Here is a 21,081-nt window from a genome sequence, read left to right as displayed (position 1 = left end):
ATGACGGTCTATTAGAAGTATTTGAGAAGTACGGCTTCTTCCGTGAAGACCTTGTATCGTTAACGTTAAAAGGAAAAGATGGAGCGGAAAAAATCCAAGAGATGATGGCAACGTTCCGTGAGAATCCTCCGAAAGAAGTGGCGGGCTTAACAGTCGTAGCAGTTGAAGACTATAAAGCAAGCGTTGTTACATCTTTACAAGATGGACATAAAGAAGAGATTCACTTACCGAAATCAAATGTGTTAAAATATCAATTAGAGGATGGTTCATGGTTCTGCCTACGTCCATCTGGAACTGAGCCGAAGATTAAGTTTTACTTTGGTGTGAAAGATAGTTCTTTACAAAATAGTGAACAAAAGTTACTTACTATTAAAGAAGACATTATGAATCGTTTATAATACAAAGTAATTTTAAGTAGTAAGGAACAAAAGGGAGCGAAATCTCCCTTTTGTTTTATGTAGGAAATGCTTGCTATTGATTCCGACAGGAGAGAGGGTATTTTGTGATGAAAAAAGTAAGAAAAGCGATAATCCCAGCAGCTGGATTAGGAACACGTTTTTTACCAGCAACGAAAGCAATGCCGAAAGAAATGTTACCGATAGTAGATAAACCAACGATCCAATACATTGTAGAAGAAGCAGTGAAATCGGGTATCGAAGATATTATTATCGTTACTGGTAAAACAAAGCGTTCTATTGAAGATCATTTTGATAATGCATTTGAACTAGAACAAAACTTATTAGAGAAGAAAAAATATGAGTTGCTTGAAAAAGTACAAGCTTCTTCAAAAATGGTAGATATTCATTACATCCGTCAAAAAGAGCCGAAGGGACTAGGACATGCTGTTTGGTGTGCGCGTAAATTCATTGGTGATGAGCCGTTTGCAGTGTTACTAGGTGATGATATTGTCCAAGCTGAGAAACCATGTTTACGTCAATTAATGGATGAGTATGAAAAAACACTTTCTTCTGTTATTGGTGTACAAACTGTTCCAGAGTCGGAAACACATCGCTATGGAATTATCGATCCATTAGAACAAGAAGGTCGTCGTTACCAAGTTCGCAATTTCGTTGAGAAACCAGCACAAGGTACAGCTCCTTCAAACTTAGCGATTATGGGGCGCTACATTTTAACGCCTGAAATCTTTATGTTCTTAGAACAGCAACATGTCGGTGCTGGTGGTGAAATTCAGTTAACAGATGCAATCCAAAGCTTAAATGAAATCCAACGTGTATTTGCCTACGATTTCGAAGGAAAGCGCTACGACGTAGGTGAAAAGCTAGGATTCGTTCAAACGACAATCGAAATGGCTCTGCAACACCCAGAATTACGTGATGACATGGTTGCGATGATGAAGAAAATTTTAGAAGAACAAGCGAATCAAGAGTCTTAATAAAAAATGAGTTATTTCAGTATACTGAAATAACTCATTTTTTTATTATGAAATCGTCGAATGAGAATGCTGATAAGCAGAACGACGCACAGCATAATATATGCGAGGTGCGATAATAGCACCGATAATTGTAAATGCAATATCTTTTACTGCGAACCACATCATAATCATCCAAGCAGCTTTATAGCTCATATTACCGCCCATAAAGAGATTGACTGCCCCGTACATGTAAGTAGTACCGATTATATAAGTTAAAATAATTCCTGTGAAAGAGGCAATTGCAAATGTAATGAATGTTGGTCTTTCTTTTTGTTCTACTAGTTTTCCGGATACGTAAGCAACGATAATAAATGCGATAATAAAACCACCAGTAGGATCTAACAGTGCTCCAAATCCAGCTTTGAAGTTAGCGAAGATTGGTGCGCCGGCTACGCCAACGAGCATATATACAGTCATGGATAAGGCACCAAGTCTACTTCCAAGAAGAAGACCTGCTAAAATTGCGAAAAATGGTTGCATAGATAATGGGATGCCTGCTACTTGAAGGAATGGTGCCCAAGATACAATATTTGCACCGATTGCCATAAGAGCAACGAACATGGCAGCTAATGCTAAATCTAAAACATGAAATCTTCTCATAATGTTAACCTCCTGTTGTTTTTAGGTTAACATTATCGTAGCGAAAATATTTACTTGTTGTCAATCAAAATATTTTGATAAGAAGGCTTTAAATAGTCTCTTAGCAACGTATATGGAATACGAAATTGCGGAATTCCACTTGAATAGGGAGCAATCTCATATAAAGGGAAATAAATGACGAGATTGTCTGGCTCTAAAAAGAAGTGAAATTTTTTCATACTCATTACTTTTTCAGTTGCATCAGGAAAATAAATGCTTTCATTTTGTTTAATTTGTCGTACAATCTCCGCACGGATTACATCTTTATATTTATCCTTTTGTTGAAATAAATCGTCTAAGTGCAGTACCTTTTTTACGTTTAAATCGAATGTATTTGCCTTCCACGTATAAAGACCGTGTGCTCCGCCAGTATATTGATAGTAATTCACATATAGGCTAAGAAAAGGTGGTTTGTTTAAAGAGACTTTATAATCAACATTTGCTACGTACGGATGAAATGGTGTACTAGATCCTTCTGTCTCTTTATAATATTTTTTTGCTTCTTTTTCTAATTTGTTTTTAAATTTGTCAGTGGATTTTTTGTAGTATAAATTGAGTTTATTTTGAAATTTAGAGTCAGAAAAGTTGTGAAAAGAAGGCCTATTTATTTGATATTCTATATAAGGTTTCTTACCTTTTTGTGTTACAGTCTTAACATCGATTGTCAGGTTAGATGCTTTGGCTGTTATTGCACAATTTGGTACAATAGTCAGCAAGGAGAACATAAGCAGTAATATACAAAATTTCTGTTTCATTTAGGTGAAGCCTCCTTATATATGTGTTATAAGTAGTTTGAAAATAAATAGGTAAAATTATACATTTAATTAAAGTAAGAGAAGGGGGAAGCGATATGGCAAAAACTTTAATGGATTCACTTGGAATTGAGTTGTTAGAGATGACAGAAGACAAGGTGGTTGCTACGATGCCCGTTGATGAGCGTACGCATCAGCCATTTGGATTTTTACATGGTGGTGCATCGGTTGCATTAGCAGAAACAGTGGCAAGTGTTGGTTCATATAATTTAATTGATCAAGAAAAATGTATTTGTTTCGGATTAGAAATTAATGCGAACCACATTCGCTCAAAGAAAGATGGAATTGTAACAGCGATTGGAACACCAATACATAGAGGACAATCGACAATGGTTTGGGATGTTCGCATTATTGATGAAAATGATGATTTACTATGTATATCAAGATGTACAGTAGCAATTAAAGAAAAACGTGAAAAATAAAAAAGAGGCGCTCTTATGAGCAGCCTCTTTTTCTTATAATTAGAACTGGATTTTCTTCTCTAAGAAACCTTTTAGTTCGCTAATTGGCATACGAACTTGTTCCATTGTGTCACGGTCACGTACTGTAACAGCTTTGTCTTCAACTGAGTCGAAGTCGTATGTGATACAGAATGGTGTACCGATTTCGTCTTGACGACGGTAACGTTTACCGATAGAACCAGTTTCATCAAAGTCTACCATGAAGTCTTTAGCTAATTCTGCGAATACTTCAGTAGCACCTTCAGATAGCTTTTTAGATAATGGTAAGATAGCTGCTTTGTATGGTGCTAAAGCAGGGTGGAAACGAAGAACTGTACGAGAATCGTTTTCTAATTGCTCTTCTTCATATGCATCACATAAGAATGCTAATGTTACGCGGTCTGCGCCTAAAGATGGCTCGATGCAGTATGGTACGTAACGCTCATTCGTTTGTGGATCGATATAGTTAAAGTCTTCGTTTGAGTGTTCCATGTGACGTTTTAAGTCGAAGTCTGTACGAGATGCAACGCCCCAAAGTTCGCCCCAACCGAATGGGAATTTGAATTCAATGTCAGTTGTTGCATTACTGTAGTGAGATAACTCTTCTTCACCGTGGTCACGAAGACGCATGCTCTCTTCAGACATACCAAGTGAAAGTAACCAGTTTTTACAAGTTTCACGCCAGAATGCGAACCACTCTAAATCTTCACCAGGCTTACAGAAGAATTCAAGTTCCATTTGTTCGAATTCACGTGTACGGAATGTGAAGTTACCAGGCGTGATTTCGTTACGGAAACTCTTACCGATTTGGCCGATACCAAATGGAAGCTTTTTACGCATAGAGCGTTGAACGTTTTTGAAGTTTACGAAAATACCTTGTGCTGTTTCAGGACGAAGGAAGATTTCGTTTGTGCTAGACTCTGTAACACCTTGGAATGTTTTAAACATTAAGTTGAACTGACGGATTTCAGTAAATTCTTCACTACCGCAATCAGGACATTTTACTTCATGTTCTTTCATTAAGTCAGCCATTTGGTCGAAAGTAAGACCGTCAACAACCATTTCGATGCCTTTTGCATCTAAAGCATCCTCAATTAATTTGTCAGCACGGTGACGAGCTTTACATTTTTTACAGTCGATCATTGGATCGTTGAAGTTACCAACGTGACCAGAAGCGATCCAAGTTTTAGGGTTCATTAAAATAGCTGCGTCTAAACCAACGTTGTGTGGAGATTCTTGAATGAATTTTTTCCACCAAGCTTTTTTAACATTATTTTTTAATTCGATTCCAAGTGGACCGTAATCCCAAGTGTTTGCAAGACCACCGTAAATTTCAGAACCAGGGAAAACAAAACCGCGATGTTTCGCTAAGTTTACAACTTGTTCCATTGAATACATAAGAAAATCCTCCTTTTGAAAGTTAACGTATTGGCGATGACATACTCTGATACTTTGGAAACGAGCAGTATATGCTAAAAAGAACATAAAAAAACGCTCATCCCAAGGCTTATTTGCCTAGGGACGAGCGTTTGCCCGCGGTTCCACCCTAGTTGATACACAAAAGGTGCATCCACTTTATCATGTATTGCTCAGGACTGCCGTTTCCTTGCGGCTTCAGGCTTTCACTATCCCTGAATCGCTTTTTATGCAAGTACTTATAAGTCCGTCATCGCTACTTATATTAATAATAATGAACATATTCTAACACGTTCTTTTTTAAATCTCAATAGAGGAACGCGTCTATCTATGATAGAGTCTCGCCTATTTTTTCGTTATTTATTCGGTAATTTTGTTTAATATGCTTAATTGCTTCGCGCTTACTTAATGGAGCGAGCTCATTGTTTTGCACGTATTCCCAAACTACATCCTGATTTGTTTTTGCATATTCACGAAGGACCCAGCCAATTGCTTTTTGAATGAAAAATTCTTTTGAAGAATGTAGTTGTCCAATAATCCAGAAAAGAAGTTCTTCATCCATCTTTTGTTTATATTTGAGTTGGAATAAAATAGTGGCACGTTGTAACCAAATGTTATCTGATGCAATCCATTTTGGGATATAGGCAGAAATCAATTCTGGATGTTGTAAAAAGATATTACCTAAAAATGTAGGTACGATGCTATCGACAGTGTCCCACCAAGATTTTGTTACAATCAATTCTTCTAAGAAGGGGATATGTGTTTCGTTTATATGCTTTTTATATTTTTGCATAATATCAAGTGCAGCCGCTTGGAATTCACGTTCTGGTAAGTCCCAAAGTTCACGTACGATAATTTGGAAGTCTCTTTTATCTGGAAGAGTATGTATTTGAATGATGTCTTTTAATAATTGGCGTCTTTCCGGTGTTTGAATACCTAGAAATGGGAAGTGATTTTTCATATAACGAGCCATAGGTTCTGCTTTTTCAAGATTTTGATGAGCTGTAAAATGCTCTTGTAATGCTTTTACAAATGGATGCATACGTGTTTCTCCTCTCTTATTCTCTTTCTTCTCTTATTATACAAAGAGTTTGGATAAATTTTAAAACATAACTTGCAATGTAATGAAATATGTTGAAAGTAGAGAGGAGAGGATAAGATGGAGGATCAAGGCGTACTAGCAGGTTTCTTTGCTCTTAGTTTTGCGTTTATTCTTGTTATATTGATTTGGGCAATTATTTCATATTTGTTAACGGCTTTTGCACTTTATTCGATGGCGAAAAATGATGGTGCAACGGACGGGGTGCTTGCGTTTATTCCGTTTTTGAATAGTAAGACGTGGGGGGACTTAGCGAAAGATAAATTACCAGATTTTTTGAAAGAAGAAGCAGGGTGGAAAGTATTCGGCATATATGTTGCATGTTTCATTTTTAATTTCGTACCAATTATAAGTTTACTAGCAACAGCTGTATCGATTGTATTGTCCATTTATCTTATCTACGCTATTTTAGACAGATACGGAACGAACTCTATATTATTTACGATTATTCATGTAATCACATTTTCGGTGTTCTTACCGATTCACTTATTTATTATTCGAAATGAACCGGTGAGATATAAAGAGTAGATTTTTCATTTTTGTTGATAAGTAGCTATAAGTAAAAAAGCGCCCTGATTATCAGAGCGCTTTTTCTACTACATAAGGTAGCGTAAATAAATATAAATGTGAGAAATGATTAATGAAACGATCATAATTGGGAAACCGACTTTTAGGAAGTCCATGTAACTAAATTTATGTCCTTCGCGGCTCGCGATACCTGCAACGATTACGTTAGCAGAAGCTCCGATTAATGTTCCGTTTCCGCCCAGACAAGCACCTAGTGCTAATGCCCACCATAATACATCGATTTGTGCGTCAGATGGTGATAAGCCTAGCCCAACTGCCATATCGTTAATAAGTGGAATCATTGTTGCGACGAATGGGATGTTATCAATTGTTGCAGAGGCGATACCAGATACCCATAAAATAAGGATGGATGCGTAAGAAATATCTCCACCTGTTATACCAATTACTTTTTGAGCTAACATTTTGATAAGACCGATATCGATAAGTCCTCCAACAAGTACGAATAACCCTGCGAAGAAGAAGATTGTTACCCACTCTACGCTTGCAAATACTTCTTCAATTTCATGCTCTTTCACACCAATTAACATAAGTACAGTAGCACCAGTTAAGGCGATAATAGCGGCATCGATATGGAAAATAGAATGAGTCATGAAACCTACAATCGTAAGTCCAAGTACAGTTAAAGATTTTTTCATTAATACTGGGTCTTTAATGTATTGTTTTTCATCTAAGCTCATTAATTTTTTAACTTGTACAGGATCGGCAATTAATTGTTTGCGATACATGAAGTAAAGTATTATCGCTGTAACTGCAATAATAATAATTACAATTGGTGCTAGATTCAATAGGAAAGCATTGAAGTCTAAATGCTTATTTGCAGAACCAATCATAATGTTAGGTGGATCACCAATTAATGTTGCTGTTCCTCCAATGTTTGAAAAAATAATTTCAGAAAGTAAATAAGGAACAGGATTTACTTGCAGTATGCGCGTAATAGATAAAGTAACTGGAACAACAAGAAGTACAGTTGTAACGTTATCTAAAAATGCGGAGCCAAGCGCGGTAAGTAAGGAAAGTGAAATTAAAATTTTAATTGGATTTCCTTGCGCTCCTTTTGCCGCTTTAATGGCAACGTATTGGAAGACACCTGATTTACTCGTAATGTTCACCAAAATCATCATACCGATGAGTAGCGTAATCGTTCCCCATTCAATATGTTTCGTAAAGGCGTTATGTAAATCGACGACCCCCACAATTACCATGAGTGCTGCACCAAGAAGTGCGATGACAGCGCGATTAATTTTTTCAGAAATAATAATGGCATATGTAATTAAAAAGACTGCGATAGCAAAATAATACTGCCAGTTAGCGAGTTCTTGCGTTGTTTCGTGCAAAAATCTCATCTCCTTTCATTCACTTTTTCTTAGTGTGTCAAAAATGCTCTAGAAGAAACACACATAACGTCATTATAAAGTAGGAAAATGGCGGATGTAAATGAAAGGAGAGATTTTGTCATATTTTCTGCATAGGTCATTTTTTCTTATTTTTTAAAATATTTGTGGGCATTTGACATATATATAAGATACATCCAATCTGAATATTTAAAATGGAATTAGCATTCGAGCTTGTTCGTGTAGGAGTGTCAAATAGAAAGGAATGACAAAAATGATAAGGAAGGGATCGTATGGATGAACAACGATTTTTATTTTTAGACTTTGAGTTTACGATGCCCCAGCATAGAAAGAAACCGAAAGGATTTTTTCCAGAGATTATTGAGGTAGGACTCGTTTCAGTTGCTGGCTGTAAGGTAGAAGATACGTATTCATCACATGTCAGGCCGAAAACATTTCCCTCTTTAACGGATCGATGTAAGAAGTTTTTAGGAATAAAACAAGAAGTCGTGGATAAAGGGATTTCATTTCCTGAACTCGTTAAGAAGCTTTCAGAATACGAAACGAAATGTAAACCGACAATTGTAACGTGGGGAAATATGGATATGAAAGTGCTGAAGCATAATTGTGAAATGGCAGGGATAGCTTTTCCATTCTTCGGACAGTGTCGTGATTTATCGCTTGAGTATAAGAAGTTTTTTGGAGAAAGAAATCAAACAGGATTATGGAAAGCAATTGAGGCGTATGGAAAAGTAGGGACAGGGAAGCATCATTGTGCGCTTGATGATGCAATGACGACGTACAATATTTTTAAACTAGTAGAAAAAGATAAAGAGTATTTAGTAAAACCAGCACCTCCAACATTAGGAGAACTTGTTGATTTTTCAAAAGTGTTAAAGAAAGTGAGCACACAGTAACGACCAAATTGCACATTATGTAATTTGGTCGTTTTGTTTTTTAGAGTTTGTAGTCTTTCTTTAACTGCTCTAATGTGTCTAGACTACGAACCGCAAAAGGTGAATCATCTTCAGAAAATGAATTCATTTGAGTTTCTAATGCTAATTTTAGTGAATCTGTATAATCCGGAATTTCTCCTTCATATTTCTTCACCATTTGTTCTGGAATATTCGTTTGCTCACGAAAAGCTAAAGCACGTCTTTCGTGGAAAAATGGTACGTCAGCTTGTTTTACGTTATGTAAGTCACCTTGCACCGGATGTTTTAAAACAGCTAATACTTTTACGACGTAACTGCCAGGGCGGCTATTTGTAACCTCGCCAATGTATTTTCCTGTTTTATAAATACCAGTAACGATTTCACCAATTTCAAATGTTTCTCTCATATTTTTCACCTCAAGTTTATAGTAAGGAAAGTGAGGGAAGGAGTCAAAGAAATCCTTCGTTTTCAGAACGCCCCTTGAGAATATGGGGAGGTTGCACTATAATTTAAAATGATATAACAGAAAATTCTGATGTTTTATAAATCCTATAATAAGGAGTGTTCTATATGATGCCTTTATATTTTCCGGAAGATAAAACAGAATATATTATTCCAGGGATTGTTTGTGTTCTATTTATTATCGGTGCTATTGCTACGTGGCGCATGTTTATTCGTATATCAAAAAGAGAAGCAGACCGATTACAGAAAGTTGAAGAAAAACTATTAGCTGAAAAGAAACAGTAACGCATTTTTGTATGTTTCCCTCTATGCTCGGACAATCTAAGGGCAGAATATATTTTGGAGGGAATAAAATGAAAAAACGGCTTTTTTTCAGTTGTTGTTTATTATTTCTGATGGCAGGTTGTGACCAAGGAAAGCCGAAAGAAATTGAAGTGAAATTACATAATGCTTCAGGAGATGAAGTAGGGACTGCGAAAGTAGTTCAGCAAACAAGTGGAGTGAAAATTACGATTAAAGGGGAAGGTTTCACGCCAGGACCACACGGACTACATGTACATGAAATCGGAGAGTGTAAGGCACCTCGTTTTGAATCATCTGGGAATCATTTTAATCCTGATGATAAAAAACATGGTCTTCTTAATCCGAAGGGCGCAGAAAACGGTGATTTACCGAACGTAGTTGCAGATGGTTCTGGAAAGATTAAAGCGGAAATCGATGCACCCCACATTACACTTGAAGAAGGGAAAACGACGATTCATAGAAAAGATGGAGCGTCTATTATTATTACAGAAAACCCTGATGATGGTATGACACAACCGACAGGTAAATCAGGGGATCGAATTGCTTGTGGCGTAATTGTAAAAAAAGCATCGGATATGAAGAAAAAGTAAAAGCTACCGTGAATGGTAGCTTTATTTGTGAAATGTAATTGAAAATATATCAGCGATTATTGGAATATATCGACTGTAACTCAAATTATATCGGCGATTATTGGAATATATCGACCGTAACTTGAAATATATCAGCGATTATTGAAATATATCGACTTACCGACAAAATATGACAAAGGAGTCTGCCCAAGAATGATTCGGGACAGACTCCTTTCTTATTATGAAAACGTATGACGCAGTCTGTTTAAAATTTCTTCTAAAACAGATCGTGGACAGCCGATGTTAATTCGAATATGTTCTTCGCCACCTAACCCGTATTTCTCACCAGGTTCAACGATGATTTTTCCTTTTTCCTCAAGTAGTGCGGTACGCTCGTTTTGAGAAAGCTTTAGACGTGAACAATCAATCCATAATAAAAAGCTACCTTCTGGCTTCGTTACGGAAAGAGCAGGTATGTGAGTTTTAATATATTCACAAGCAAATTGAGCATTATCTTCTATATATAATCGAATTTCGTTTAGCCAATCATTACATTCTGTATAGGCGCTTTGCATCGCTGTATAAGCGAAGATATTTAACCCGTGGAAGCCTTGTCTATACTGGATAGCTGTAAAGGCATGACGGAGCTTTTCGTTTGGAATGATAATGATCGACGCCTGTAATCCAGCGATATTAAATGTTTTACTTGGAGCCATGCAAGTGATAGTGCGCTCTGCTAATTCTTCAGATAAGGAAGCGAACGGTGTATGTGTATGGTCTGCATAAATGATATCGGAATGAATTTCATCCGCCACAACGATTACGTCATATTTAGTACATAATGATCCGAGCTGCACAAGTTCCTCTTTCGTCCAAACGCGTCCGATTGGGTTATGAGGGCTACAAAGAAGCATGAGTTTGATGCCTTGCTGAAACTGCTTTTCTAAATGCTTGAAGTCTATCACATATGTATCATTTTGTTTCTGTAATGGACTCACGCATAACTGCCTGTTGTTTGTTGTGACCATTTCGAAAAATGGAGGATAAATAGGTGGTTGTACGAGAACAGATTCGTTTTCTTTGGTGAAAGCCTGTATGCTCGTACTAAGAGCTGGAACGATTCCGGCGCTAAAGACAATCCATTCTTTTTGAATATCCCAGTTGTATTGTTGTTTTGTCCAGTTACAAATAATATTTCCAATATTTTCGGGAGGAAGTGTATAGCCAAAAATCGGATGTTCGATTCGTTGTTTTAAGGCAGTTTGAATTGGTTTTGGTACTTCAAAATCCATATCAGCAATCCAAGCATGGATAAGTTCTTCGTTTTTATATGTATCCCATTTTATACTATGCGTTCCACGTCGATTGATTGCTTTATGAAATAGTTGCATAAGTTTGCTCCCTTCTTCTGTAAAACCAATAAGTTATGAAAGTTCTCTCTCTTCTTATAGAATAGCTGATGTGATAGGATAAAGAAAAGTATTAAAAAGTGAAAAGGCGGGAAGCGAATGGGTACATATGAAAAGATGATAGAGGTTGTGAAGAATTGGGATCCGTTTCAAATGGGACCGGAGTTTTATGAAACAGAGGCGAGCGATGTTGTGAGCGTCATAAGTGTGTTTGACGATCCAAAATACATCGCAAAGAAGATTCAACATATATACTTTATGTCTTTCGAGGAAGTACCTGCGCTTGAAAAATGTGAGAAATTAGCTGTGGAATTACTTGTAATAAAAGAAGGTGGAAGCTGTTCATTATAGGCTGTCGGGATTTCCGACAGCCTTTTTTATATTATCCCGCTATTTGCTGGGTAGTAAGACCCTCACCTCAAAATTCAGCGGAAGCAAAGAAGTTAGGTGGGGGCTCATTAAAGTTTCATTTTATTGCGCGGAAAAAGCGATAATTTCTTCATAAACATGTTCAGGCTTTTCTTCAGGTAGTAAATGTCCTGTATTTTCGTAAGAAATAAATTTTGAATTCGGTAAATCTTTGTGTAGACGATGACCTACATGTACAGGGACGACGCGGTCTTTTTCACCCCAAATGAGTAGGATAGGTGTTTCGATTTTTTGTAATTCAGTTGAAGATAAGTCACCTTCACGGTCTCGTATCATGCGAGTTAAAGCGGGAAATATACGGTCGTCATAAAAAGGAGCGGAGTAACCTTTTTTCATTTCATCGTCAATTAATGAGTGATCATGAACGACATTCATTAAGTTATGAACAATGCCGCGCCTTATAATCCAGTTCTTTACGTATAAATGAAAGAACGGTAAATAAGAAGAGTATAGTAAAGGTAAGGTTGCGCGAGCTAAATAGCTCGAGCTACATAGTAAAATCGTCTTTGAAATGAGTTCAGGACGTATACGGTTTACATAGAGAGAAATTTGCCCACCCATAGAATGCCCAACTAATACAATGTTTGAGAGAGATAAATGTTCAATTAAATCAATAATAATCGTTGCTAAATTGTGATAAGAATACTTAAACAGATGAGATTTATCACTTTTTCCGAACGGTGGCAAATCAAGAGCAATGACTGTTCCTTCCTTCGATAGTAAAGGAATGAGACGGCGGTAACTGAATGAGGAAGATAAAAAGCCGTGAACGAGTATGAAAGTAGGACGTTCTGTTTTATTATCATGTTCATACAATTCGTAATGAACGGTAGTGCCGCGAGTGGAAAAAGTGAAATAAGGACAAGTATATTTATGATTCATTTTTTGTCACTCCATTGATTTTTGTTCATATCATCTCCAAGGAAGAAGAAAATATGTTAACAAAAAAAGGCAAGATGACGATGTCATCTTGCCTTTCGTTTATTCAGTATTACCCGCGAACAATATTAGGCGGTGTTTTTCCTTGTAACCCTGCAACTAAATTTTCAGCGGCGGTCATGGCCATTTGCTGACGAGTTTTTAATGTTGCAGATCCGATATGTGGTAAAGTCACAACATTTTGTAATGATAAGAGTGGATTATCTTTTCGAATCGGCTCTTGTGTAAATGTATCGATACCTGCTGCAAAGATTTTCTTTTCTGTTAAAGCATGGATTAACGCTTCTTCATCTACTGTTTTCCCGCGAGAAGCATTAATGAAGATTGCTGTGTCTTTCATTAATGAAAATTCCTTTTCTCCGATAAGGTGATATGTTTCATCTGTTAATGGAGTAAGAAGAACAATAAAGTCAGACTGCTTCAGTAGCGTCTGTAAATCACAATATGTAGCATCGAATTTTTGTTCAGCTTCTTCTTTACGACGGCGGTTATAGTAAAGAACATTCATATCAAATCCGAATTTTGCTCGTTTTGCGACGGCTTCTCCAATTCGGCCCATACCGATAATACCAATTGTGCTATGGTGTACATCTAGTCCGAAGTGTTCTTTTCCGATTTCAGCGTTCCATTCACCATTTTTCACGTAAGAATCGAGTTCGCAAACGCGGCGCCCAGCTGATAGCATAAGGGCGAAAACGAGATCAGCTACTGTATCATCTAATACGTATGGTGTATTCGTTCCGATAACATTTCGGTTTTTCATCGCTTGTAAATCAAAATTATCGTAACCAACAGAAATGTTGCTCACTACTTTTAAGTTAGGAGCTACTGTCAGTAATTCTTCATTAATAGCAGATCCGAAATTTAATAACCCATCTTTATCTTGTATTTTCTCTAATAGAATATCACGAGGTACTTTCTCATTTTGATCCCATTTTTCATAATCACAGTGTTCTGATAAATAGTTTTCTACAAATGTTGGAACTGGTTCAGCAATATAAACTTTTGGTTTCACGGTTCCATCCCCTTTCGCTTTATCACGTATTTTTCCGCTGATTAAAGTTTCACTTTACCCCACATTAACGGACAGTAAGTCTCCCACCTCAAAAAGCAGCTCAAGTAAAGAGGTTAGGTGGGAGAGCAACTGTCCGTAAAAGCCCGATTGGTGCGGGCTAATAGTCAGCGGGGTGAAGCATTTCGCTGATTAAAGTTTCACTTTATTTTGACATAATTCAATAGAAAAATCTTCTTTTCAAACTGGAAAGGGTATTTGTATAATTTAGACACAAACGAAAAGGAAGGATGATTTATATGGTGACAGAAAAAGAATTAGAATTATTAGCTTGTCTTGAAAAGAGTAGTCGATTATCTGTAGATACATTAGCGAAGCTGTTAAATATAGAAGTAGAAGAAGTAAAGAAGATGGTTGCGAGATTAGAAAATGAAAAGATTATTGTGGATTATGTAACACATATCGATTGGACGAAAGTGAAAGAACATACAGGTTTAACGGCAATGATCGATGTGAAAGTTACGCCAAAGCACGGTGTGGGGTTTGATGCGGTTGCTGAACAAATTTATCGTTATTCAGAAGTGAAATCCGTTTATTTAATGTCAGGGACATATGATCTTTCTATTACATTAGAAGGGAAAACGATGGGGGAAGTAGCGATGTTTGTTTCTGAGAAATTAGCAACAATTGAATCTGTCGTTTCTACAACTACTCATTTCATTTTGAAGAAGTATAAACATGAGGGCGTTATTTATGAAAAAGACGATGATGATAAGCGAATTGTGGTGACACCATGAAGCAATTTGAACTATCTAGATCAGCAGAATCTTTAAAACCATCTGGTATTCGAAAATTTTTTGATTTAGCAGCAAATATGAAAGGTGTTATTTCCCTCGGGGTAGGAGAGCCAGATTTTGTTACCCCTTGGAATGTAAGGCAAGCATGTATTCGTTCTTTGGAACAAGGGTATACGTCATATACAGCAAATGCAGGATTATTGGAGCTCCGTCAAGAAATAGCAAAGTATCTAAAAAAACAATTTGCAGTATCTTATGACCCAAGTGATGAAATCATTGTTACAGTTGGAGCGAGCCAGGCGTTAGATGTAGCGATGCGCGCCATTATAAATCCTGATGATGAAGTGCTCATTATTGAACCAAGCTTCGTTTCTTATGCACCACTTGTGACATTAGCTGGAGGAGTTCCGGTTCCTGTGGCGACTACTTTAGAAAATGAGTTTAAAGTACTACCAGAACAAATTGAAGCAGCCATTACAGCGAAAACAAAGGCGATTTTGCTTTGTTCACCAAATAACCCGACAGGTGCAATGCTAAATAAATCCGAGCTTGAAGAAATAGCAGTGATTGTTGAGAAGTACAATCTAATTGTATTATCTGATGAAATTTATGCAGAGCTTGTATACGACGAAGTATATACAAGTTTCGCGAGTATTAAAAATATGCGTGAGCATACGATTTTAATTTCGGGATTTTCAAAAGGGTTTGCGATGACAGGATGGCGTCTCGGTATGATTGCAGCTCCTGTTCAATTTTCAGAATTAATGCTCAGAATCCATCAGTATTCAATGATGTGTGCACCGACGATGTCTCAGTTTGCAGCACTTGAGGCGTTACGGGCAGGGAACGATGAAGTGATTCGAATGAGAGATAGTTATAAGAAGCGTCGTAACTTCATGACGAAATCTTTCAATGAAATGGGCTTAACGTGTCATGTGCCAGGCGGAGCATTTTATGTTTTCCCTTCTATATCTTCAACAGGATTATCTTCAGCGGAATTTGCAGAACAGTTATTGCTGGAAGAAAAAGTGGCTGTTGTCCCTGGTAGCGTATTTGGCGAAAGTGGTGAAGGTTTTATTCGTTGTTCTTATGCAACGTCGCTTGAACAACTTATGGAAGCAATGAAGAGAATGGAACGGTTTGTAGAGAATAAAAAAAGGACAAAACGTAATACGTTTTGTCCATAAAAGGGGGGGAATACTAGAAAGCCATGTGTTAGTAGTCTATCCCAATATTGGATAATTATACTTCTTTAAGGGAAATTTTTTATGAATTTTGAATGAGTTCTGTCATAGTGGTATAATTTACTAATATAAGGTATACGCATTCTAGATAACGTTATCTAGAATGCGTACTAACCAATCGGATATTTAAAATAAATATATCTGCTTTGCTCTCTATAATTGTAGAGAGAATGGTAAACGTATGGGAGTGTTTCATATGTCAGAACAATATACAACAGGAGTGGTTGTAACAGGGAAAGTGACTGGAATTCAAGATTACGGTGCGTTTGTAGCGTTAGATGCAGAAACACAAGGGCTTGTGCATATATCTGAAATTACAAATGGATATGTAAAGGATATTCATGACTTTTTAAAGGTCGGCGATACAGTAGAAGTAAAGGTACTTTCAATTGATGAAGAGCACAGAAAAATGAGTTTATCGTTAAAAGCGGCGAAAAGAAAACAAGGAAGGATTCTTATACCGAACCCATCTGAAAACGGATTTAATACGCTGCGAGAAAAGTTGGCAGAATGGATTGAAGAGTCCGAGTTAACAAAGTAAAAGAGGAACGCATATGAGCGTTCCTCTTTTACTTTATCTTATGATATATATTTGCAAATATGATTGCATGCAATCATATTCGTATGTCGGAGGTGAAAGGACATACTGATTATCGAATTTCGTTTGTTTCTGGGTGCGTACCAAGATTTTCAGATGGTTTAAACAGTAAACCAAGGTTGATAAGCCCAGATATACCAACGATGCCGTAAATAATACGTGCAAGAGCTGAATTTTGTCCACCGAAAATGGCTGCTACTAAGTCAAACTGGAAAAAACCGATTAGTCCCCAGTTCACAGCGCCAATTACAGTAAAGACTAATGCGATACGTTGTAAAGTACTCATGAAAAAGCCCCCCTTAATTGTGAAGCATGAGCAAGCGATGAGTTAATTAACTCTTTTATAGAATGGGGTAGTTATGTTGTTTTTATACATAAAAAATGTTTGAAAGAAGATGTATATACATCTATACCGAAAAATACGAATTTTTATGCAAAAAATGAACTTTTTCTAAAAAATATATATTGGTTACGTTTACAATGTTTGAATCGCTTGATTTACAACTTCAGTTTCGCTAAAGTGAATACAGAAATACATATCCATAATTGGAGGGAAAAAGATGAGTACACATGTAACGTTCGACTATTCTAAAGCGTTATCCTTCATCGGTGAACATGAAATCACTTATTTACGTGATGCAGTGAAAGTAACACATCACGCAATCCACGAAAAAACTGGAGCTGGGAACGATTTCCTTGGGTGGGTAGACCTTCCGCTTCAATATGACAAAGAAGAATTTGCTCGCATTCAAAAATGCGCAGAAAAAATTAAAAATGACTCTGACATTTTACTTGTTGTAGGTATCGGTGGTTCTTACTTAGGAGCACGTGCAGCAATCGAAATGTTAAACCATTCTTTCTACAACACGCTTTCTAAAGAACAACGTAAAACTCCACAAGTGCTATTTGTTGGACAAAACATTAGCTCCACTTACATGAAAGATTTAATGGACGTATTAGAAGGTAAAGACTTCTCTATTAACGTTATTTCCAAATCAGGTACAACAACAGAGCCAGCACTAGCATTCCGTATCTTCCGTAAGTTATTAGAAGAAAAGTATGGAAAAGAAGAAGCTCGCAAACGTATTTATGCAACTACAGATAAAGCGCGTGGTGCATTAAAAACATTAGCTGATAACGAAGGTTACGAAACATTTGTTATTCCAGATGATGTTGGAGGTCGTTTCTCTGTATTAACGCCAGTTGGTTTATTACCAATCGCAGTAAGTGGCTTAAATATTGAAGAGATGATGAAAGGTGCAGCTGCTGGTCGTGATGACTTCGGAACATCAGAACTAGAAGAAAATCCAGCTTACCAATATGCAGTAGTTCGTAACGCTTTATACAATAAAGGAAAAACAATTGAAATGCTTGTTAACTATGAACCAGCACTTCAATACTTCGCTGAGTGGTGGAAACAGTTATTTGGTGAAAGTGAAGGAAAAGATCAAAAAGGTATTTTCCCATCTTCAGCAAACTTCTCAACTGATTTACACTCATTAGGTCAATACGTTCAAGAAGGTCGTCGTGACTTATTTGAAACAGTTCTTAAAGTAGGTAAATCTACACATGAACTAACAATCGAATCAGAAGAAAACGATTTAGACGGATTAAACTACCTTGCTGGTGAAACTGTAGACTTCGTAAACACAAAAGCATACGAAGGTACATTACTTGCACATAGCGACGGGGGAGTACCAAACTTAATCGTCAATATTCCTGAATTAAATGAGTACACATTCGGTTACCTTGTATACTTCTTCGAAAAAGCATGTGCGATGAGCGGCTACTTATTAGGCGTGAATCCATTTGACCAACCTGGAGTAGAAGCATATAAGAAAAACATGTTTGCTTTACTTGGTAAACCAGGATTTGAAGAATTAAAAGCAGAATTAGAAGAGCGTTTAAAATAATAAAAAGCGACCGGATTCCGGTCGCTTTTTATTATTTTATCGAAAAGTCCATCAGTATATTCAAACTAAAGTGGGTATGCTAAAGGAAAAGTCTAGGAGGGATGGGCTTGATTCCGATTCAATCAAATTTAGAAGGACGTACATATGCGTTATATAAGTTAGAAGAGATTATGAAACCACTTGGATATAGCATTGGTGGTAATTGGGATTATGATAAAGGATGCTTTGATTACAAAATCGATGAAGAAGATGGGTATCAATTTTTACGAGTTCCATTTACAGCCATTGATGGAGAACTAGATGTACCAGGCGTAATAGTTCGTCTTGGAACGCCGTATATTCTTTCGCACGTATATCAAGACGAACTAGATGATAATGTGAATACTTTAACAGCTGGAACAAGTGGAATGGATCAATTTGCTGAGCCGAAAGATCCAGATGGAGATGTGAAAAGAAAATATATCAATATTGGGAAAGTGCTCATGCAAGAATTAGAGCGTCATTTTACTAATGGTGAATAACAATGAGTATGTCGCTTTCAATGAGAACAAAGGAATGAACTGGATTAATCATATATTGTTCGTCGCGCTTTATACCTAGTAAGAGAATGTTTTGCTTTAAAAGAGTATAGCTACAATTGGCAAAAGTTTGTCCGGTGCAGGACGATGGAAGCTCCATCAGTTGTAATTTATTATCAGAGATTTCGTCGTAAAGTGAAAATAGTACACCTGAAATGGAAGGGAATAAAAGAGAAGCGGTAAATACATAGCTCGTTAATTTATTTCCTTCTATAATTTCTGACACGCCAGCTCTCGTTGCATTTTGTATTTGTTCAGAAGTAAGAAGTTCAGCGATGCAGTGAATGTTTGGGTTGAGCCCTTTTGCAGTTAAAATATTTAAAATGGACTGTGTATCCGCTAAGCTTTCGTTTTTTTCTTTATCAGCTGTTATTAATATGGTGTGTGCCGTTGCAATATTAGCCTTTAATAAAGTTTGATCGTGATGCGGACAACCTTTTATAAATTCTAAATGATGAAATGGTTTTGGGAGTAAAGAAAGTGTTTCATCAATTAAAACGATATCAAGGTTTGGTTGTAATACGTGCATTTGCTTTACAACATGTTTTGCGCGCTCATTCCAGCCAACGATAATCATATGACCGTTAGAAGTAGCGGCTTCTTCACCTTTAATTTTCATATATTGTTTATTAATCATTTCAGTAGCAAACAGCACCATATAATAAGAACAAAAGCCAGTTCCTAATAAAATAATACTTATACCTATTAGTTTTCCTAGCGTCGTATGGGGAGCAAAGTCGCCATATCCAACTGTAAAAATGGTAACGATTGACCACCAAATTCCGTCAAACCATGTAGTGAAATGAAAAGGTTCTAATCTATGTATAAGAAAACCGGAAAAAGCAGTCAGTACAATAATAAAACAAATTAAACGAAAAATAATGGAATCACGAAATGTATCTACTAAATTCGGACGGGATTTCAATTGCCTATTCCTCCTTACTTTGTAGGACTACATTCATTGTTGCCATTATAGAAAAAAGAAAAACTCTCTAATTAAAGAGAGTTTGTTTTACGTTACATACTTTCCACTTCAGTTTGTTGGACACTTTCAAGATGCTGGAGAGCATAGTAAACATCAGCGGTATGTCTTTTTTGATCAATGGACAGTTTAAGATGTAAATAGTGAGAACCGTTTTCTAATGTTTTAAGCTTCATATTCTTAACTTTTATATCCATTTCTTTTATTTCTTCAATTACGATTGGGATATTGTCCATATTTCGTACAACAAGTTTCACAGCGATATCACGTTGACGAAATGATCTAGGACCTACATATTTCATCGCGAGTGGTATAAGTTCGACACTAATCATAAGGAAACACATTCCGAATATCGCTTCAATATAGAATCCGGCCCCAACAGCAATACCAATACCAGAAGCACCCCAGATCATAGCGGCAGTCGTGAGCCCTGCAATGCTATCGTTGCCTCTTCTTAAAATTACGCCAGCACCTAAAAAACCAATTCCTGATACAATTTGAGCGGCAAGTCGAAGTGGATCCATATTCATATGATCGGTATGTGGTAAGTTATAAGCTGCTTTAATAGAAACAATCGTTAGGAGGCAACTAATAATAGAAATAACTAAACATGTTTTTAAACCAAGTGGTTTCCGTTTTAATTCGCGTTCTAAACCAATGGCAAATCCTAAAATAGCCGAGAGACCTAGTTTGATTAATAAATCGGTATAGTCCATATATATTCCTCCTTGTATGATATGCTATATGAATAAAACGCTTATTATAGAAAGAAATGTCTTTTGATAGAGTAACTTTATATAAAATATATGTAGGAATTGCTCATACATGAAAGAGATATTTCGTTTAAGTATATGATATAAAAAAAGAAATGTGGGCAGTTTAAAAAAAACTTTATAAAAGGTGTTGCATTTCATTTTTCACCATGATATATTAATAACCGTCGCTGATGCGGAAACGCAGAAAACGACAAAAAAGAAATTGAAAAACTTAGTTGACATCGAAAAACGAAGATGTTAACATAAGGAAGTCGCAAATGAGCGGCCAAGTAGTTCTTTGAAAACTGAACGAAACAAACAACGTGAAACGTCAATTTTTATTTTAGATGCTAGACAAACTAACTTTATTGGAGAGTTTGATCCTGGCTCAGGATGAAC

The 21,081-nt window shown here is 36.6% G+C and carries 24 protein-coding genes and 1 pseudogene; 13 read left to right on the top strand and 12 right to left on the bottom strand.

From position 1 onward, the window contains the following. Together ACTFRY_RS29355 and galU are read left to right on the top strand one after the other, a co-directional pair. Positions 1-398: pseudogene (locus ACTFRY_RS29355) on the top strand (phospho-sugar mutase); the annotation flags it as partial. A 107-nt stretch (positions 399-505) separates the two neighbouring features. Further along, complete coding sequence (galU, locus tag ACTFRY_RS29350) at positions 506-1,393, top strand: UTP--glucose-1-phosphate uridylyltransferase GalU (protein WP_002097988.1); 888 nt, start codon at positions 506-508, stop codon at positions 1,391-1,393. Positions 1,394-1,438: 45 nt separating this feature from the next. Here the strand turns inward: galU and ACTFRY_RS29345 are convergent, their stop codons facing one another. Together ACTFRY_RS29345 and ACTFRY_RS29340 are read right to left on the bottom strand one after the other, a co-directional pair. Further along, positions 1,439-2,032, bottom strand: a complete 594-nt coding sequence (locus tag ACTFRY_RS29345) for a biotin transporter BioY (protein ID WP_001252163.1) — start codon at positions 2,030-2,032, stop codon at positions 1,439-1,441. 50 nt (positions 2,033-2,082) lie between these two features. Continuing rightward, positions 2,083-2,826, bottom strand: a complete 744-nt coding sequence (locus tag ACTFRY_RS29340; RefSeq protein WP_000810331.1) for a DUF3298 and DUF4163 domain-containing protein — start codon at positions 2,824-2,826, stop codon at positions 2,083-2,085. A 95-nt stretch (positions 2,827-2,921) separates the two neighbouring features. On the opposite strand from ACTFRY_RS29340, the gene ACTFRY_RS29335 reads away from it, so the two are divergent. Further along, positions 2,922-3,305, top strand: a complete 384-nt coding sequence (locus ACTFRY_RS29335; RefSeq protein ID WP_001140612.1) for a hotdog fold thioesterase — start codon at positions 2,922-2,924, stop codon at positions 3,303-3,305. A gap of 39 nt (positions 3,306-3,344) precedes the next feature. Here ACTFRY_RS29335 and ACTFRY_RS29330 read toward each other — a convergent pair whose 3' ends face one another. Both ACTFRY_RS29330 and ACTFRY_RS29325 read right to left on the bottom strand, forming a co-directional pair. Then, positions 3,345-4,721, bottom strand: coding sequence for a glycine--tRNA ligase (locus ACTFRY_RS29330; protein WP_000287147.1), 1,377 nt, complete (start codon positions 4,719-4,721; stop codon positions 3,345-3,347). Between the two features lie 346 nt (positions 4,722-5,067). Next, positions 5,068-5,781, bottom strand: coding sequence for a DNA alkylation repair protein (locus ACTFRY_RS29325; protein ID WP_000553304.1), 714 nt, complete (start codon positions 5,779-5,781; stop codon positions 5,068-5,070). A gap of 117 nt (positions 5,782-5,898) precedes the next feature. On the opposite strand from ACTFRY_RS29325, the gene ACTFRY_RS29320 reads away from it, so the two are divergent. After that, positions 5,899-6,366 carry a hypothetical protein gene (locus ACTFRY_RS29320; protein WP_000390061.1) on the top strand — a complete coding sequence of 156 codons (468 nt, stop codon included), beginning with the start codon at positions 5,899-5,901 and terminating at the stop codon, positions 6,364-6,366. Positions 6,367-6,434: 68 nt separating this feature from the next. Here ACTFRY_RS29320 and ACTFRY_RS29315 read toward each other — a convergent pair whose 3' ends face one another. Next, positions 6,435-7,760, bottom strand: coding sequence for an ArsB/NhaD family transporter (locus tag ACTFRY_RS29315; RefSeq protein WP_000545231.1), 1,326 nt, complete (start codon positions 7,758-7,760; stop codon positions 6,435-6,437). A gap of 290 nt (positions 7,761-8,050) precedes the next feature. Here ACTFRY_RS29315 and kapD point away from each other — a divergent pair, with 290 nt between their 5' ends. Continuing rightward, positions 8,051-8,674 carry a 3'-5' exonuclease KapD gene (kapD, locus tag ACTFRY_RS29310; protein WP_000344358.1) on the top strand — a complete coding sequence of 208 codons (624 nt, stop codon included), beginning with the start codon at positions 8,051-8,053 and terminating at the stop codon, positions 8,672-8,674. 40 nt (positions 8,675-8,714) lie between these two features. On the opposite strand, the gene ACTFRY_RS29305 is transcribed toward kapD, so the two are convergent. Beyond that, complete coding sequence (locus ACTFRY_RS29305; protein WP_016118805.1) at positions 8,715-9,098, bottom strand: kinase-associated lipoprotein B; 384 nt, start codon at positions 9,096-9,098, stop codon at positions 8,715-8,717. 164 nt (positions 9,099-9,262) lie between these two features. Between ACTFRY_RS29305 and ACTFRY_RS29300 the strand changes: the two genes are divergently transcribed. Continuing rightward, entirely contained in the window at positions 9,263-9,439 is a 177-nt protein-coding gene (locus ACTFRY_RS29300; RefSeq protein ID WP_000982755.1) for a hypothetical protein, read from the top strand. A gap of 68 nt (positions 9,440-9,507) precedes the next feature. Further along, positions 9,508-10,047 carry a superoxide dismutase [Cu-Zn] gene (gene sodC, locus ACTFRY_RS29295; protein ID WP_000746520.1) on the top strand — a complete coding sequence of 180 codons (540 nt, stop codon included), beginning with the start codon at positions 9,508-9,510 and terminating at the stop codon, positions 10,045-10,047. A 218-nt stretch (positions 10,048-10,265) separates the two neighbouring features. On the opposite strand, the gene ACTFRY_RS29290 is transcribed toward sodC, so the two are convergent. Next, a complete protein-coding gene (locus ACTFRY_RS29290; RefSeq protein ID WP_001175829.1) occupies positions 10,266-11,417 on the bottom strand; it encodes a MalY/PatB family protein in 1,152 nt (383 codons plus the stop codon). Positions 11,418-11,534: 117 nt separating this feature from the next. Between ACTFRY_RS29290 and ACTFRY_RS29285 the strand changes: the two genes are divergently transcribed. Continuing rightward, complete coding sequence (locus ACTFRY_RS29285) at positions 11,535-11,786, top strand: YugE family protein (protein ID WP_000537645.1); 252 nt, start codon at positions 11,535-11,537, stop codon at positions 11,784-11,786. Between the two features lie 120 nt (positions 11,787-11,906). On the opposite strand, the gene ACTFRY_RS29280 is transcribed toward ACTFRY_RS29285, so the two are convergent. Further along, positions 11,907-12,746: an alpha/beta fold hydrolase gene (locus ACTFRY_RS29280; protein ID WP_001015858.1), complete on the bottom strand. Its 840-nt coding sequence runs from the start codon at positions 12,744-12,746 to the stop codon at positions 11,907-11,909. A 109-nt stretch (positions 12,747-12,855) separates the two neighbouring features. Next, positions 12,856-13,848, bottom strand: coding sequence for a 2-hydroxyacid dehydrogenase (locus tag ACTFRY_RS29275; protein WP_033683509.1), 993 nt, complete (start codon positions 13,846-13,848; stop codon positions 12,856-12,858). 266 nt (positions 13,849-14,114) lie between these two features. On the opposite strand from ACTFRY_RS29275, the gene ACTFRY_RS29270 reads away from it, so the two are divergent. The 3 genes from ACTFRY_RS29270 to yugI all read left to right on the top strand — a co-directional run bounded on the left by ACTFRY_RS29270 (position 14,115) and on the right by yugI (position 16,397). After that, the gene (locus ACTFRY_RS29270; RefSeq protein ID WP_000255696.1) at positions 14,115-14,612 is read left to right on the top strand and encodes an Lrp/AsnC family transcriptional regulator; all 498 of its coding nucleotides are present in this window, start codon (positions 14,115-14,117) and stop codon (positions 14,610-14,612) included. Further along, positions 14,609-15,799: an aminotransferase gene (locus ACTFRY_RS29265; RefSeq protein WP_000808525.1), complete on the top strand. Its 1,191-nt coding sequence runs from the start codon at positions 14,609-14,611 to the stop codon at positions 15,797-15,799. The genes ACTFRY_RS29270 and ACTFRY_RS29265 overlap by 4 nt, the downstream gene beginning before the upstream one ends. Before the next feature lie 253 nt (positions 15,800-16,052). Next, the gene (gene yugI, locus ACTFRY_RS29260) at positions 16,053-16,397 is read left to right on the top strand and encodes a S1 domain-containing post-transcriptional regulator GSP13 (protein ID WP_000003764.1); all 345 of its coding nucleotides are present in this window, start codon (positions 16,053-16,055) and stop codon (positions 16,395-16,397) included. A 109-nt stretch (positions 16,398-16,506) separates the two neighbouring features. On the opposite strand, the gene ACTFRY_RS29255 is transcribed toward yugI, so the two are convergent. Beyond that, on the bottom strand, positions 16,507-16,740 hold the full coding sequence (locus ACTFRY_RS29255) for a DUF378 domain-containing protein (RefSeq protein WP_000105788.1): 234 nt from the start codon (positions 16,738-16,740) through the stop codon (positions 16,507-16,509). Positions 16,741-17,014: 274 nt separating this feature from the next. Between ACTFRY_RS29255 and ACTFRY_RS29250 the strand changes: the two genes are divergently transcribed. Both ACTFRY_RS29250 and ACTFRY_RS29245 read left to right on the top strand, forming a co-directional pair. Further along, entirely contained in the window at positions 17,015-18,367 is a 1,353-nt protein-coding gene (locus tag ACTFRY_RS29250; RefSeq protein WP_000103658.1) for a glucose-6-phosphate isomerase, read from the top strand. Positions 18,368-18,474: 107 nt separating this feature from the next. Beyond that, a complete protein-coding gene (locus tag ACTFRY_RS29245; protein ID WP_000612334.1) occupies positions 18,475-18,888 on the top strand; it encodes a YugN-like family protein in 414 nt (137 codons plus the stop codon). On the opposite strand, the gene ACTFRY_RS29240 is transcribed toward ACTFRY_RS29245, so the two are convergent. Together ACTFRY_RS29240 and ACTFRY_RS29235 are read right to left on the bottom strand one after the other, a co-directional pair. Beyond that, the gene (locus tag ACTFRY_RS29240) at positions 18,875-19,870 is read right to left on the bottom strand and encodes a potassium channel family protein (RefSeq protein WP_016118802.1); all 996 of its coding nucleotides are present in this window, start codon (positions 19,868-19,870) and stop codon (positions 18,875-18,877) included. The genes ACTFRY_RS29245 and ACTFRY_RS29240 overlap by 14 nt on opposite strands. Positions 19,871-19,962: 92 nt before the next feature. Beyond that, positions 19,963-20,643 carry an MgtC/SapB family protein gene (locus ACTFRY_RS29235; RefSeq protein WP_000386676.1) on the bottom strand — a complete coding sequence of 227 codons (681 nt, stop codon included), beginning with the start codon at positions 20,641-20,643 and terminating at the stop codon, positions 19,963-19,965. Positions 20,644-21,081 lie beyond the last annotated feature (438 nt).

The sequence above is a fragment of the Bacillus cereus group sp. MYBK195-1 genome, assembly GCF_051916605.1.
Taxonomy (GTDB): Bacteria; Bacillota; Bacilli; order Bacillales; family Bacillaceae_G; genus Bacillus_A; species Bacillus_A cereus.
Note: the sequence above shows the minus strand (reverse complement) of the source record. Positions and strands in the feature narration are given on the sequence as shown.

Excerpts from the sequence above, each read along its gene's own strand:
- ACTFRY_RS29255 (WP_000105788.1), bottom strand. The coding sequence starts at position 16,740 with ATGAGTACTTTACAACGTATCGCATTAGTCTTTACTGTAATTGGCGCT.
- ACTFRY_RS29250 (WP_000103658.1), top strand. The coding sequence starts at position 17,015 with ATGAGTACACATGTAACGTTCGACTATTCTAAAGCGTTATCCTTCATC.
- ACTFRY_RS29265 (WP_000808525.1), top strand. The coding sequence starts at position 14,609 with ATGAAGCAATTTGAACTATCTAGATCAGCAGAATCTTTAAAACCATCT.
- galU (WP_002097988.1), top strand. The coding sequence starts at position 506 with ATGAAAAAAGTAAGAAAAGCGATAATCCCAGCAGCTGGATTAGGAACA.
- sodC (WP_000746520.1), top strand. The coding sequence starts at position 9,508 with ATGAAAAAACGGCTTTTTTTCAGTTGTTGTTTATTATTTCTGATGGCA.
- ACTFRY_RS29325 (WP_000553304.1), bottom strand. The coding sequence starts at position 5,781 with ATGCATCCATTTGTAAAAGCATTACAAGAGCATTTTACAGCTCATCAA.
- ACTFRY_RS29285 (WP_000537645.1), top strand. The coding sequence starts at position 11,535 with ATGGGTACATATGAAAAGATGATAGAGGTTGTGAAGAATTGGGATCCG.
- yugI (WP_000003764.1), top strand. The coding sequence starts at position 16,053 with ATGTCAGAACAATATACAACAGGAGTGGTTGTAACAGGGAAAGTGACT.
- ACTFRY_RS29270 (WP_000255696.1), top strand. The coding sequence starts at position 14,115 with ATGGTGACAGAAAAAGAATTAGAATTATTAGCTTGTCTTGAAAAGAGT.
- ACTFRY_RS29290 (WP_001175829.1), bottom strand. The coding sequence starts at position 11,417 with ATGCAACTATTTCATAAAGCAATCAATCGACGTGGAACGCATAGTATA.
- kapD (WP_000344358.1), top strand. The coding sequence starts at position 8,051 with ATGGATGAACAACGATTTTTATTTTTAGACTTTGAGTTTACGATGCCC.
- ACTFRY_RS29300 (WP_000982755.1), top strand. The coding sequence starts at position 9,263 with ATGATGCCTTTATATTTTCCGGAAGATAAAACAGAATATATTATTCCA.
- ACTFRY_RS29345 (WP_001252163.1), bottom strand. The coding sequence starts at position 2,032 with ATGAGAAGATTTCATGTTTTAGATTTAGCATTAGCTGCCATGTTCGTT.
- ACTFRY_RS29235 (WP_000386676.1), bottom strand. The coding sequence starts at position 20,643 with ATGGACTATACCGATTTATTAATCAAACTAGGTCTCTCGGCTATTTTA.
- ACTFRY_RS29305 (WP_016118805.1), bottom strand. The coding sequence starts at position 9,098 with ATGAGAGAAACATTTGAAATTGGTGAAATCGTTACTGGTATTTATAAA.
- ACTFRY_RS29335 (WP_001140612.1), top strand. The coding sequence starts at position 2,922 with ATGGCAAAAACTTTAATGGATTCACTTGGAATTGAGTTGTTAGAGATG.
- ACTFRY_RS29340 (WP_000810331.1), bottom strand. The coding sequence starts at position 2,826 with ATGAAACAGAAATTTTGTATATTACTGCTTATGTTCTCCTTGCTGACT.
- ACTFRY_RS29280 (WP_001015858.1), bottom strand. The coding sequence starts at position 12,746 with ATGAATCATAAATATACTTGTCCTTATTTCACTTTTTCCACTCGCGGC.
- ACTFRY_RS29320 (WP_000390061.1), top strand. The coding sequence starts at position 5,899 with ATGGAGGATCAAGGCGTACTAGCAGGTTTCTTTGCTCTTAGTTTTGCG.
- ACTFRY_RS29330 (WP_000287147.1), bottom strand. The coding sequence starts at position 4,721 with ATGTATTCAATGGAACAAGTTGTAAACTTAGCGAAACATCGCGGTTTT.